At 75.5% G+C, this 13,107-nt stretch carries 11 protein-coding genes; 5 read left to right on the top strand and 6 right to left on the bottom strand.

Annotated elements, in window-relative coordinates; all coding sequences use genetic code 11:
• Both EAO70_RS05705 and EAO70_RS05700 read right to left on the bottom strand, forming a co-directional pair.
• Window positions 1–1,734: PAS domain-containing protein (locus tag EAO70_RS05705; RefSeq protein WP_148001914.1), on the bottom strand; the 1,734-nt coding region annotated here is incomplete at its 3' end.
• 50 nt (window positions 1,735–1,784) lie between these two features.
• Window positions 1,785–3,335 (bottom strand): glycosyltransferase family 87 protein, encoded by a 1,551-nt coding sequence (locus EAO70_RS05700; protein WP_148001913.1) that lies wholly within the window; start codon window positions 3,333–3,335, stop codon window positions 1,785–1,787.
• Between the two features lie 113 nt (window positions 3,336–3,448).
• On the opposite strand from EAO70_RS05700, the gene EAO70_RS05695 reads away from it, so the two are divergent.
• On the top strand, window positions 3,449–4,618 hold the full coding sequence (locus EAO70_RS05695) for a molybdopterin-dependent oxidoreductase (protein WP_222723442.1): 1,170 nt from the start codon (window positions 3,449–3,451) through the stop codon (window positions 4,616–4,618).
• On the top strand, window positions 4,615–5,028 hold the full coding sequence (locus tag EAO70_RS05690) for a hypothetical protein (protein ID WP_148001911.1): 414 nt from the start codon (window positions 4,615–4,617) through the stop codon (window positions 5,026–5,028). Before EAO70_RS05695 ends, EAO70_RS05690 begins: the two co-directional genes overlap by 4 nt.
• Here the strand turns inward: EAO70_RS05690 and EAO70_RS05685 are convergent.
• The 3 genes from EAO70_RS05685 to EAO70_RS05675 are packed head-to-tail and all read right to left on the bottom strand — an operon-like array spanning window position 5,001 to window position 6,966.
• Window positions 5,001–5,663 (bottom strand): class I SAM-dependent methyltransferase, encoded by a 663-nt coding sequence (locus tag EAO70_RS05685; RefSeq protein WP_148001910.1) that lies wholly within the window; start codon window positions 5,661–5,663, stop codon window positions 5,001–5,003. The genes EAO70_RS05690 and EAO70_RS05685 overlap by 28 nt on opposite strands.
• Window positions 5,660–6,292: a DUF2064 domain-containing protein gene (locus EAO70_RS05680; protein ID WP_148001909.1), complete on the bottom strand. Its 633-nt coding sequence runs from the start codon at window positions 6,290–6,292 to the stop codon at window positions 5,660–5,662. Before EAO70_RS05680 ends, EAO70_RS05685 begins: the two co-directional genes overlap by 4 nt.
• Window positions 6,289–6,966, bottom strand: coding sequence for a glycosyltransferase family 2 protein (locus EAO70_RS05675; RefSeq protein WP_148001917.1), 678 nt, complete (start codon window positions 6,964–6,966; stop codon window positions 6,289–6,291). The genes EAO70_RS05680 and EAO70_RS05675 overlap by 4 nt, the downstream gene beginning before the upstream one ends.
• Before the next feature lie 134 nt (window positions 6,967–7,100).
• Here EAO70_RS05675 and EAO70_RS05670 point away from each other — a divergent pair, with 134 nt between their 5' ends.
• Together EAO70_RS05670 and EAO70_RS05665 are read left to right on the top strand one after the other, a co-directional pair.
• On the top strand, window positions 7,101–7,832 hold the full coding sequence (locus EAO70_RS05670) for a response regulator transcription factor (protein ID WP_148001908.1): 732 nt from the start codon (window positions 7,101–7,103) through the stop codon (window positions 7,830–7,832).
• Window positions 7,829–8,941, top strand: a complete 1,113-nt coding sequence (locus EAO70_RS05665; RefSeq protein ID WP_148001907.1) for a sensor histidine kinase — start codon at window positions 7,829–7,831, stop codon at window positions 8,939–8,941. The genes EAO70_RS05670 and EAO70_RS05665 overlap by 4 nt, the downstream gene beginning before the upstream one ends.
• A 6-nt stretch (window positions 8,942–8,947) precedes the next feature.
• Here the strand turns inward: EAO70_RS05665 and EAO70_RS05660 are convergent, their stop codons facing one another.
• Window positions 8,948–10,009, bottom strand: a complete 1,062-nt coding sequence (locus EAO70_RS05660) for an NAD-dependent epimerase/dehydratase family protein (RefSeq protein WP_148001906.1) — start codon at window positions 10,007–10,009, stop codon at window positions 8,948–8,950.
• A gap of 227 nt (window positions 10,010–10,236) precedes the next feature.
• Here EAO70_RS05660 and EAO70_RS05655 point away from each other — a divergent pair, with 227 nt between their 5' ends.
• Window positions 10,237–12,966, top strand: a complete 2,730-nt coding sequence (locus tag EAO70_RS05655) for a SpoIIE family protein phosphatase (protein ID WP_148001905.1) — start codon at window positions 10,237–10,239, stop codon at window positions 12,964–12,966.
• Window positions 12,967–13,107: the final 141 nt, after the last annotated feature.

The raw sequence follows: 13,107 nt of genomic DNA, 5'->3' as shown, positions 1-13,107 counted from the left end.
GGTGATGCCGCAGCGGCCGGTGGCGGGGTCGACGACCACGCAGAGAAAGGTCGCGATCATCGGCTCGGCGAGGTCGCGCAGGGCGGCCTCCAGCTGGTGGCACATCTCGTCGGCGGCCAGGTCGAGGCGGGCGAGGGCCCGCACGGTGGCGGAGAGCCGTCCCATCACCGCGGCGGCCGGGGTGCCGTGGCCCATCACGTCCCCGATGACGAGGACGGCCCGGCCGTCCTTGAGGTCGACGACGTCGTACCAGTCGCCGCCGACCTCGTTCACGTCGCTGGCGGGGAGGTAGCGGTGGGCGACCTCGATCCCCGGCGGCGGGGTGATGTGCTGCGGCAGCATGCTGCGCTGGAGCACGGTGGCCGTGTCGTGCTCGCGGCTGTACAGGCGCGCGTTGTCGACGCAGACCGCGGCGCGGGCGGCCAGTTCACCGGCGAGGTCGACCTCGTCCTTGGTGAACGGGCCGACCGGGCGGGTCCGGTAGAAGGTGGCCAGGCCCAGCACCACGCCACGGGCGAGCAGCGGGGTCATGATGAAGGAGTGGACGCCCAGGCGCAGCAGCTCCGCCGGGGTGCTGGAGTGGCCGGCCGCCGGTTCGACGGCCCGCTCGTCGAACTCGCTCACGACGTAGGCCCGGCGGTCGCCGAGGGCGCGGGCGTACGGCGCGGAGGCCGGGAAGTCGAGGGTGCGGCCGAGGGGGGCGAGGGCGGCCGCGACGGGTGATCCGGTCAGCGGGGCCTTGGCCAGCCGGCGCAGCGTGGCGCCGCCCACGAGGCCGGCACCGGGTTCGCCGTCGGCGGCCAGGGACTCCAGGACGTCGACGGTGACGACGTCCGCGAGGTCGGGCACCGCCACGTCGGCGAGTTCCTGCGCGGTGCGCTCCAGGTCGAGGCTGGTGCCGATCTTCAGCGTGGCCTCGTTCACCAGCGCGAGGTGGCGGCGGCCCGCCTCGGCCTCCAGCTGGGCCCGCTGCTGGGCGGTGATGTCGATGAGGGTGGCGGCGAGTCCGATGGGGCGCCCGTCGGCGTCCTCCAGGCGGACGTACGAACCGGACCAGACGTGGTCGTGGTCCGGGTCCGCCGGTGTGCGGCCCGTCCGGCGGGAGTCCAGGACGGGCCGTCCCTCGTCGAGGGCGCGGCGCATCGAGCGCTCCATGTCGGGGGCGTTGACGTCGGGCAGGATCTCGACGAGGCGGCGTCCGATGTGGGCGGCCTGCGGCAGGCCGTTCATGGCCTCCAGGGCCGGGTTGACGCGGAGGAAGCGCAGCTGGGTGTCGAGGACGGCGATGCCGACCGGTGAGCGGGCGAAGAGCCCGTCCCAGACGACCGAGGAGCCGCGGATGCGCCGGGCGGCCTCCGCCTCCGCGGCGAACACCAGCACCGTCGTGCCGCCGCGGTGCCGGGCGGGCACGGGGGCGGCCCAGATCTCCAGGTCGAGCGGGCGGCCCTCCTTGTGCCAGGCCGTGACGGTTCCGGTGACGCCGTGGCCGGTGGCGGCCCCCTCCCAGAGCGAGCGGCCGAGTCCGCGGTCCGCTCCGGGGTGGAGCAGGTCGGCGATGTGCCGGCCGAGCACGTCGTGCGGGGTGTAGCCGAGGAGTTCCTCGGCCGCGTGGTCCCAGCGGACGATCGCCCCGTCCGCGCCGGTGGCCACCACGGCGACCGTCAGGTCCCCGAGCCACCCGCCCGCGTCGCGGGCGGCGGCGGTGGTCGCGTCGTCGAAGGGCACCTGTTCCATCGCCACCACGATTCCCGTAGGCCACACCCCCGGGACGGCTGCCGTCCCCCTCAGTATGGCGTCGGGCCCCGGGTTCGGCTCGCGGACCACGGGCGGACCGACCGCGGTGTCCCGGACGCGCCGTCCACTGCGGGCCCGGGCTGCGCCGTGGGCGCGGTCACGGCCTGTTCCCTGCGTGACGCACTCGAAGGCCACCGGCGTCCCTGAACAAGCCCCGTGCCCGGCTGGTCCACCGTGCCAGGACGTCCGGGATCCGGGGCCGGGTGGTCGGGGCGTCGCCGGGCCCACCAGCCCGCGCAGACCGCGGCCGCCGCGATCCCGTAGGCGGTGGTTCCCGCCCCCTGCCCCGCCAGGGGCACCGCGAGGTAGGCGGTGGCGCCGGCGAGGGCCACGCCCAGCCACTCCCAGCGGCCGTCGAGGGCCACCAGCGCGACCAGGAGGAGGGCGTACCAGGAGTAGCCGGGAGTCAGCAGGAGGAAGGCGGTGCCGGTGGTCACCAGGGCGCCGCGCCAGGGCCGTTCGGGGTCTCCGCGCCGCCAGACCGCCAGCGCCACCACCATCATGGCGAGGGCGACGGCGGGCATCGCCCACGCGTCGGGCAGGACGAGCCGGAGCAGGGCGTACCGGCCGCTCGCGCCCGCGTCGTCGTACCCCTCCTCCTGGGCGTACCCGCCCAGGTATCCGAGGACGGACCCCTGGGAGAGGAGGACGTACGGCAGGTACAGCGCCCCGACGGTGACGATCACCGGTACGAACACGGCCAGGATCCCGCGGGGCCGCCGCTCGCCGGACAGTGCGCCCGGTACCAGCAGGGCCGGCAGCATCTTCGTGGCGACCGCGAGGCCGAGCAGCACTCCCCCGGTGGCGCGGTGGCGTGCCACGACGGCCAGGGCGGCGACGGAGAACAGGACCGCGAGGACGTCCACGTGGGCGTTGTTGACCGCTTCGACGGGAACGGCCGGGCACCAGGCCCACAGGGCGGCCTTCCGGAGGTCGCTCCGGCGGCGGCGGACGACCACGACCAGCAGGCCCGTGACGGCCAGCGCGAGGAGGGCGGCGGCGAGCTGGAGGGCCTTGTGGCGGACGCCGTCCGGTGACAGGGCGTGGACCAGCAGGAACCAGGCCTCGGCGGTCGGGGGGTAGACGGTGTGGACCGCGGGCCGGTTGATGCGGGTGCACAGGCCGTCGTCGAGCGGGGCGAGATCGGTCTCGTTCCGCGCGCAGGCCGCGGCGTCGGGGAACAGCCACCCGTCGCGCAGCCCCGCGAGTCCCGGGTCGGCGGGTGCGTGGTCGTACGGGGACACTCCGGCGGCCTGCACCCGCCCGTCCCACGCGTAGCGGTAGGAGTCCGTGCTCGTGGCGGGTGCCGCCGTCAGTCCGGTGGCCGTGACCGCGATCGCCCCGGCGACGAGGAGCGGCAGCACCGACCGGCCGGGGACCCGGCGCAGGACGACGACGGCCGCCGCGAACAGCGTCCACGCCCCCGCGTAACCGGCGAGGAGCCCGGGGCCGCGCGCGTTGCCGTGGAGGAGGACGGCGAGGAGGGCGGTCAGGGCCGCGAGCAGCAGGACGGCGACGGCGACGGGGCGGTTGCGGATCACGTACGCAGCCTGGCAGCGCACCGGCCGGGCAGGGGGCCGACCCGGCGGGACGTTCGAGTTCCGTAAGGTGTCGGACCGTCCGTACGGCCCCTCGTGGGGGTGTCATGGACCTCATGACCTTCCGCGTGCCCCCGCCTGCGGTCCGGGCCCTGTCCGGGCTGCGGCCGCCGTCCTTCCACGGCCGACTGCACGACGCCAGGACGGCGACGGCCGTCGGCCGCTGGCTCGGCGCCGCCTTCGGCGTCTGCCTGCTGACCGGTCTCGTCAGCCACTACCTCCAGCACCCGCCGACCTGGCTCGCCGACCACCTGCCCTCGCGGCCGGTGTGGGGCTACCGGCTCACCCAGGGCCTGCACGTGGCCGGCGGCATCGCCGCGCTCGTGCTGCTCCCGGTGAAGCTGTGGGCGGTGTACCCGCGGCTGTTCACCTGGCCGCCGGTCCGGTCCGTACGGCACGCGCTGGAGCGCCTGTCGATCGCCGTCCTGGTGGCGGCCGCCGTCTTCCAGGTGGTGACCGGGCTGCTCAACATCGTCGAGTGGTATCCCTGGTCGTTCTCCTTCGTGCCGGTGCACTTCGCGGTCGCCTGGGTCGTGGCCGGCTCGATCCTGCTGCACGTCGCGGTCAAGGCTCCCGAGATCAGGGCCCATTGGAGCAGCCGCTCCGAGGGGACCCGTGCGCTGCCGGCCGAGGACGCCGCCGACCGCCGCTCGCTGCTCCTCGCGGCGGGCGGGGCGGTCGGTGTGGTGACGCTGACGACGGTCGGCCAGTCCGTCACCCCCCTGAAGGCGTTCGACCTGCTCGCGCCCCGCAGTCCCGACCACGGGCCGCAGGGGCTGCCGGTGAACCGGACCGCCGCCGCGGCGGGCGTCGCGGCCGACGGTCTGGGGCGGTGGCGTCTGGAGGTGGCCGGCCCCCGGCCGTACGTCCTCGGCCTCGACGAGCTGCGGGCGATGCCGGCCGCGCGGGCCCGGCTGCCGATCGCCTGCGTCGAGGGCTGGAGCGTCGCCGCGGACTGGGGCGGGGTGCCGGTGCGGGTCCTGCTGGAGAGAGCCGGCGGACGGCCGGGACGGGACGGCCTGCGGGTGACCTCGCTGGAGGCCCGGGGCGCCTACCGGGTGATGGAGATGGGTGCGGAGTACGCGGACGATCCGCTCACTCTCCTCGCCCTCACGCTCAACGGACAGCGGCTCTCCCTCGACCACGGTTTCCCCGCCCGGATCATCGCGCCCAACCGACCCGGAGTCCTGCAGACCAAGTGGGTGCACCGCCTGGAGGTGCTGTGAACCCGTATCACGTGCTGCGCGGCGCGGTCGGTGGTCTCGGCGTCGGCCTGATCGGGCTGGGGGCCTGGCTGGTGGCGGCCCAACCGGACCCGGGTGATGTGCTGGTGTGGCTGGCCGGGGCGCTCGTCGTCCACGACGGTCTTGTCGCGCCCCTGGTCCTGGCCGTGGGTCTGCTGATCGCCGGACGGCCCGCACGGGGTGTGTGGCGAGGGGCGCTGGTGATCGCCGGCGGTGTCGTCCTGGTGACGCTGCCGCTCCTCCTGCGGCCGGGGCCGCCGCCCAACCCGTCGGCGCTGCCGCTCCCCTACGGGCGCAACCTCGTGATCGTGCTGGCGGCCGTGGCCGTGGGGGCGGTGCTGCTGTCTCTGTGGCGGCGGCGGTCTCAGCGGCGGACCGGTACGGACGGCTGAGGAGCGAGGGACAGGAAGGAGCGTCCCGCGGCCGTCCAGCTCTCGGCCACGGTCCAGCCGGCGCTCTCCGCGCGGGCGGAGAGGGCCCGAACGCCCACCCGGGCCCAGGGAAACGGTTCTCCCCGGCCTCCGCGACCGTCGTCGACCCGCACCTCGCAGCGCTCGTCGACGTCGACCGGCACGCACTCGGCGAGGACCCGACCGGTGCGGCGGACGATCCGGCGCAACCGGTGCAGCAGGCGGGCCGGATCGCCCCCGATCCCGATGTTCCCGTCGATGAGCAGGGCGGTGTCCCAGCGGCCCTCCTCGGGCAGCGGTTCGAAGACGGACCTGCACAGGGCCGTGCCGCCGACCCGCTCCGTACGGGACACCGCCTCCGGGCTCACGTCGATCCCCAGGGCCCGCCGCCCGTCGGCGGCGAGGGCGACGACGAGCCGTCCGGGACCACAGCCGATGTCGAGGACCCGGTGGCCGCAGCGCTCCAGGACGGACCGGTCCGCGGCGTCCGGCGCCTCGCACCAGCGCTCGACCTCCAGGGGCAGCAGCCAGCCGTCGTCCCGCCGCAGGAACAGCGGCCCCCGCCCGGTGCGCAGGGCGTCGGTGTACGGGTCGGAGCGCCAGGCCGTCGTGGTCACGAGGCCGCCCCCGCCGTCGCGGCCGTCAGGCGGGCGTGCCGGGCAGCGAAACGGGTCTCCGGCGCCTCCCGCGCCACGTGCAGGGCGTCCCGCGCGGTGTCCACGTCCCGGAGGACGGGCAGGGCGCCGATGCTCAGTCCGGCCGCCCGCAGCCGCGCGTGCTGCACGGCTCCGGTGTCGGGCCGGGACATCGGTACGCCGAGCAGGAGGGCCGGCTCGGGAACGGCGAGGCCGAGGGCCCAGAAGCCCCCGTCGGCGGCGGGGCCGAACCACGCGTCATGGGTGTCCCAGCACAGGGCGGGCGCGAGGAGTTCCGGGGTGATCTGCGGGGTGTCCATGCCGATGAGGAGCGCGGGACCGGCGCAGGCGGCGAACGCGGCCGCGAGCCGGACGTCGAGCCCGCCCGCCGTCTGGGGGAGGACGTGGAAGCCGGGCGGCAGCCACGGTCCCGGCGCGCCGTCGAGCACGAGGACGTGCCGGTCGGCCGGGAGGCGCGCGGCGGTGGCGAGCGTGTCCGCGAGGGCGGCCTCGGCGAGGGAGGCCGCCTCCTCCGGGGTGAACGGAGGCGTGAGCCGCGTCTTCACCCGGCCGGGCAGCGGCTGCTTCGCGATGACCAGAAGGGTGGTCACGGGCGGCCACCTCCGACGGCGACCGGCGCGTCGAGGACGCGCCTCATGTCGTGCACGGCCTGCCAGGTGCCCTTCCAGGTGCCGGTGACCTTCGAGCGGCCGGCCCGGGGCAGGTACGGCACGTCCACCTCGCGCACCCGCCAGCCCGCGTCGGCGGCCCGCACCACCATCTCCAGCGGATAGCCGCTGCGCCGGTCCGAGAGGTCCAGCCCGAGCAGGGCTTCGCGGCGGGCCGCGCGCATCGGTCCGAGGTCGCGAAGGCGCAGTCCGGTGCGGCGCTTCAGCAGCCAGGACAGGGCGGTGTTCCCCGCCCTGGCATGGGCGGGCCAGGCCCCGCGCCCGGTGGGACGGCGGCGGCCGAGGAGCAGGTCGGCGGAGCCGTCGGCCACGGCGCGGACGAGGCCGGGCAGCAGGGCGGGGTCGAGGGAGGCGTCGCAGTCGCAGAAGCACACGAACTCGGCTTCGGCGGCGAGCAGCCCGGCCTGGCAGGCGGCACCGAACCCGCGCCGGGGCTCGTGCACGACGGTGGCCCCGAGGTCGGCGGCGAGCGCGGCCGAGCCGTCGGTGGAGCCGTTGTCGACGACGACGGGCCGCCATCCGGCGGGAATCCGGGACAGGACCCAGGGGAGGGCCTCGGCTTCGTCGAGGCAGGGCAGGACGACATCTGCGGTCATGGGGGTCACGCGTCTCACCGTAGGAACCACGGACGGCCTCCGGGCCCTTTCACTCCTTACGAAACGCGGACATCGGTCCGCGTACCCCCGGGTGGGCGTGGCTGTGGGCGGCACGCGGATGCGAGGGTGGCGCCATGAGCGAGCACGACACCCCGACCGCACCCGCCCGGATCCTGGTGGTGGACGACGACCCCACGGTGGCCGAGGTGGTCGGCGGCTACCTGGAGCGGGCGGGCTGCTCCGTCGAGCACGCCGCCGACGGTCCCGACGCGCTGCGGCGGGCGGAGCGCAGCCGGCCGGACCTGGTCGTGCTGGATCTGATGCTGCCGGGCCTGGACGGCCTGGAGGTGTGCCGGCGGCTGCGCGCCCACCGGCCGGTACCGGTGATCATGCTGACGGCCCGCGGCGACGAGGACGACCGGATCACCGGCCTGGAGCTGGGCGCGGACGACTACGTCACCAAGCCGTTCAGCCCGCGCGAACTGGTGCTGCGGGTCGAGTCCGTGCTGCGGCGGACCCGTACGGCCGCCGCCCCGGCGGACACGGGACCCGTACTCCGCGCCGGGGACATCACCGTGGACCCCGCGACCCGCCGCGCCACCCGGGCGGGACGGGAACTCTCCCTCACCTTGCGGGAGTTCGACCTGCTCGCGCACTTCCTGGGCCGGCCGCGCGCGGTGCACAGCCGGGAGGAACTGATGCGCGAGGTGTGGGGATGGGACTTCGGCGACCTGTCCACCGTCACGGTCCATGTGCGCCGCCTGCGCGCCAAGATCGAGGACGATCCGGCCCGGCCCCGGTTCGTCCGGACCGTGTGGGGCGTCGGCTACAGCTTCGAACCGGAGGAGAGGGAGGAGACGGCGTGACGGACGTCCTGCTCATCGCCCTCTTCGCGCTCGCGGGCGCCGTCTGCGCCGGGCTCGCGGGCGCGGCGCTCCTCCGGCTCGTGCGCCACCGTTCGGTCGCGGTCTCCCTGGCCGTGGTCGCCGCCGTCACGGTGACGGCGATGGTCGCGGGGACGCTGGCCGTCGCCCAGGCGATGTTCCTGTCCGCGCACGACCTGTGGGTCGTGACGGTCGTCGCCGCCATGGCCGCCCTCGTCTCGCTGGCCGTCGCGCTCCTCCTCGGACGGTGGGTCGTGGCCCGCAGCCACGCCCTGACGAAGGCGGCGCGGGACTTCGGCGACGGGGGGAGGTTCTCCGCCCCGGGCGGTACGGCCACCGCCGAACTCGCCGCCCTCACCCTCGAACTGGCCTCGACGAGCGCCAGGCTGGACGACTCCCGTCGGCGCGAGCGCGCCCTGGAGACGTCCCGGAGGGAGCTCGTCGCCTGGATCTCCCACGACCTGCGCACCCCGCTCGCCGGGCTGCGGGCCATGGCCGAGGCGCTGGAGGACGGCGTGGCGGCCGACCCCGCCCGCTACCACCGGCAGATCCGTACCGAGGTCGAGCGCCTCACCGGCATGGTCACCGACCTCTTCGAACTCTCCCGGATCCACGCGGGCGCGCTCACGCTCGCCCCGAGCCGCCTGTCCGTCTACGACCTGGTCGGCGACGCCCTCGGCGGCGCCGACCCGCTCGCCCGCGAGCACGGCGTGCGCCTGTCGGGAGAGGCGGTCCAGGCGGTGCCCGTCGAGGTGGACGGCAAGGAGATGACCCGCGTGCTGGCCAACCTCCTCGTCAACGCCATCCGCCACACCCCGCCCGACGGCACGGTGGCCGTGGCCGCCGAGCGGCGCGCGGACACCGTCGTCCTGTCCGTCACCGACGGCTGCGGGGGCATCCGGGACGAGGACCTGCCCCGGGTCTTCGACACCGGCTGGCGCGGCACGGAGGCGCGCACCCCGCCCGCCGGTGCGGGTCTGGGCCTGGCGATCGTGCGGGGCATCGTGGAGGCCCACGCGGGCAGCGCCGAGGTGCGCAACGTTCCCGGAGGGTGCCGTTTCGAGGTCACCCTCCCGGCCGCCGCCGGCTGAGGGCGGTCAGCCGACGGCGGCGGAGGCCCGCTGCCCGGCGCGGGCGAACTCCTCCATGCCCTCGGCGAAACCGACCCGCGGCCGCCAGCCGAGGTCGTGCCGCAGCCGGGCCGAGTCGGCCGTGACGTGCCGGACGTCCCCGAGGCGGAACTCCCCCGTCACCACCGGTTCGGGGCCGCCGTGGGCGCGGGCCAGGGCGGCGGCCATCTCCCCCACCGTGTGCGGCTCGCCGCTGCCGACGTTGTACGGGGTGAGCCCGCCCGGGGGCAGTCCGCCGACGGCCTCCAGCGCGAGCACGTTCGCAGCGGCGACGTCCCGCACGTGGACGAAGTCCCGGCGCTGTCCGCCGTCCTCGAAGACACGGGGCGCCTCGCCGCGTGCGAGCGCCGAACGGAACAGGGACGCCACGCCCGCGTAGGGGGTGTCCCGGGGCATGCCCGGCCCGTACACGTTGTGGTAGCGCAACGAGACCGCCGTACCGTCCACCGAGCGGGCCCAGGACGCCGCCAGGTGCTCCTGGGCGAGCTTCGTCGTCGCGTACACGTTCCGGGGGTCGGCCGGGGCGTCCTCCCGGACCAGCCCCGGGGCGAGTTCGGCGCCGCACGCGGGGCACCGGGGCTCGAAACGTCCCGCCGCCAGGTCCTCGGCGCGCCGGGGCCCCGGCCGTACGGGTCCGTGTCCGGGGCACTCGTACCGCCCCTCCCCGTACACGACCATGGATCCGGCGAGGACGAGCCGGCGTAGGCCGCTCTCCGCCATCGCCGCGAGCAGCACCGCGGTGCCCAGGTCGTTGCAGCCGACGTAGTCCGGCGCGTCGGCGAAGTCCTTGCCGAGGCCGACCATGGCGGCCTGGTGGCAGACCGCCATCACCCCGTCCAGCGCGGTACGGACCGCCCGCGGGTCCCGGACGTCCGCGTGCAGGAACTCCACGGGCGAGGGGTCCGGGGCGGTGGGGTGCGCGCCGGGCAGCAGCGCGTCCAGGACGACGGGTTCGTGCCCCGCCGAGAGCAGTGCGGTGACGATGTGCGAGCCGATGAACCCGGCTCCTCCGGTGACGAGTACGCGCATGGTGCGACGTTAGGGTCCGGTGGAGTGCCGCGGGAGCGTCCGCGCCGCGACGTAAGGGTTCCGTCATCAGTCTGGAGTCGGGGGTCGCCGTCGCCCGGCCCGGCCCCTCCCCCGCCGGGCCTCACGGGGATGACCTTCACGCGCGCGCCTCTGAACCGGTTCGTACGGTGATCGGTACGGTGCGCGGGTACATCCAAGTACCGGGTGCCTGCCGGAGGTGCGGAAACGTGCGGTCGACCCCACGCCATGCGGCCGCCGGCGTCCGGCGTCGGCTCACCCCCGCCAGCGTCGCCGGACAGGTGCTGCTCCAGCAGGTCCTGCTCGTCACGGTCCTCGTGGTGGCCGGCGCGGCGGCCGTCTTCCTCCAGGCCCGGCACGACGCCACCCAGGACGCGTACGCCCGGTCCCTCTCCGTCGCCGAGACCTTCGCCCATGCTCCCGGCACCCGCGCGGCCATGGAGTCGCGGAACCCCTCGGCACTCCTCCAGCCGAGCGCCGAGGAGACCCGGCGGGCGGCCGGCGTCACCTACGTCGTGGCCTTCGATCCCGACGGCATCCGGTGGAGCCACCCCGATCCGGATCTCATCGGCGGCCACGTCTCGGGGGAGTTCGCGCCCGCCCTCGGCGGCGAGCCCTTCCAGGAGGTCTTCGACAGCACCGTCTTCGGCCGGGCCGTCGACACCACCGTCGCCGTCCTCGACGACACGGGCGACCCCGTCGGCCTCGTCTCCGTCGGCATCACCGTGCGGAACGTCCAGGGAGCCGTGACGCGCCAGCTGCCCCTCCTGCTGGGAGTGGCGACGATCGCCCTGGCCCTGGCCGTCGCCGGGTCGGGCCTGGTCACCCGGCGGCTCCGCCACCAGACGCACGGCCTGGAACCAGCCGAGATGACCCGGATGTACGAGCACCACGACGCCGTCCTGCACGCGGTGCGGGAGGGCGTCGTCATCCTGCGCGACGACGGCCGACTCGTCCTCGTCAACGACGAGGCACGGAAGCTCCTCGGCCTCGCTCCCGACGCCGGCGGCGACGTACGAGACCTCGGGCTGCCACCCGACCTGGCGGCCCTCCTCGCCTCGGGCGCCGCCACCGACGACGACGTACGGCTCATCGGTGACCGGCTGGTCTCCGTCAACCAGCGGCCCATCCGGACGGCCGGCTCGTCCGGCAGCGTCGCCACCCTGCGCGACACCACCGAACTGCGTACCGTCTCCGCCCGCGCCGACGCGGCACTCGGCCGGCTGAGCCTGCTCTACGACGCCGGCGTGCACATCGGCACCACCCTCGACGTGGTCCGCACCGCGGAGGAACTCGCGGCCGTCGCCGTCCCCCGCTTCGCCGACTTCGCCACCGTCGAGCTGCTCGCACCCGTCCTGTCCGGCGACGAACCCGAGAACGGTGCCCGGATGCGCCGGGTGGCCTCCGTCGGCGTCCGCGACGACCACCCGCTCCACCCGGTCGGCACGGAACTCACCTCCATGCCCGGCAGCCCCGAGACGAAGAGCACCGGCCGCGAGGGGGCGGCCCTGCTGCCCGACCTCGCCGGCTCCGAGGCCTGGGCCGCCCAGGATCCGGAACGCGCCGGAAGGGTCGTGGCGTACGGCATTCACTCCCTCGTGTCCGTGCCCCTCCGGGCCCGCGGGATCCTGCTCGGCTGCGCGGACTTCTGGCGGTCCGACAAGGATCCCTTCGGCGCGGAGGACGTGGCGTTCGCGGAGGAGCTGGCCACCCGCGCCGCCCTCTCCATCGACAACGCCCGCCGCTACACCCGGGAGCACACCGTCGCGGTGGCCCTCCAGCGGAGCCTGCTGCCGCGCGCGCCACGGCGGCAGGCCGCGCTGGACCTGGCCCACCGCTATGTCCCCTCCGCCTCCGGCGTCCGGGGCGACTGGTTCGACGTCATCCCCCTCTCCGGTGCGCGGGTCGCGCTCGTCGTGGGCGACGTCGTGGGCCGCGGCCTGCACGCCGTCGCCACGATGGGCCGGCTCCGCACCGCTGTCCGCAACTTCTCCGCCCTCGACCTCGCCCCCGACGAACTCCTCGCCCACCTCGACGAACTCGTCGCCCGTACCGACGAGGAGACCTCCGAGGACGGGGACAGCGGGGAAGCGGGGCCGCTCCTCACCGGAGCCACCTGCCTGTACGCCGTGTACGACCGCGTCGGCGGCGTCTGCACGCTCGCCACCGCGGGTCACCCCGCCCCGCTCGTGGTGGCGTCGGACGGGGTGGCGCGTCAGGCCGACGTGCCGGTGTCGCCGCCGCTCGGGGCGGGCGGAGGATTCCCCTTCGAGACCTCCGCCTTCGCCGTCGCGGAGGGCAGCGCCCTCGCGCTCTTCACGGACGGCCTCGTCGCGGACCGTACCCGTGACGTCGTCACCGGCGTCGGCCTGCTCACCGCCGCCCTCGCTCAGGCCGGCCCCGATCCCGAGGCCGGCTGCGACGCCGCCATGGAGCGGCTGATGCCGGCGCAGCCCGCCGACGACGTCACGCTGCTCATCGCCCGGACCTGCCTCGTCGACCGCGACCGCGTCGCCGAGTGGGACGTCCCCGACGACCCGGCGGCCGTCGCCCCCCTCCGCCGCGACGTGGCGCGGCGCCTCGCGGAGTGGGGCCTTGAACACCTCTCGTACGGCGCCGAACTGATCGTCAGCGAACTCGTCACCAACGCGATCCGCTACGGCAGACAGCCCGCCCGCCTCCGGCTGATCCACGAGGGTGCCACCCTGACCTGCGAAGTCACCGACGGCAGTAGCACCGCCCCGCACCTCCGCCGGGCGGCCCTCGGGGACGAGGGCGGGCGAGGGCTCTTCCTGGTGGCCCAGTTCGCCCACCGCTGGGGCACCCGCTACCAGGACCGGGGCAAGACCATCTGGACCGAGCAGTCCGTCACGGCCGCCCCGCCCCCGGCGGAACGGTCCGAGGACGACCTGCTGGGGCAGTGGCCCGACGACCTCTGAGCAGGGGAGGGCGTCCCCGCCGCGCCGGACTGCTCCCACGCCTTTCCCGCAGGCGGCCCGCATCGTCCTCGACTCCGGCATCAGCACCGGCTGAGTCGTCGCCGTCCTGCTCAGCCTCGCCTTCGACCACCTGGGCCGCTC

The organism is Streptomyces sp. adm13(2018) (assembly GCF_008042145.1).
Lineage (GTDB): Bacteria > Actinomycetota > Actinomycetes > Streptomycetales > Streptomycetaceae > Streptomyces.
Note: the sequence above shows the minus strand (reverse complement) of the source record. Positions and strands in the feature narration are given on the sequence as shown.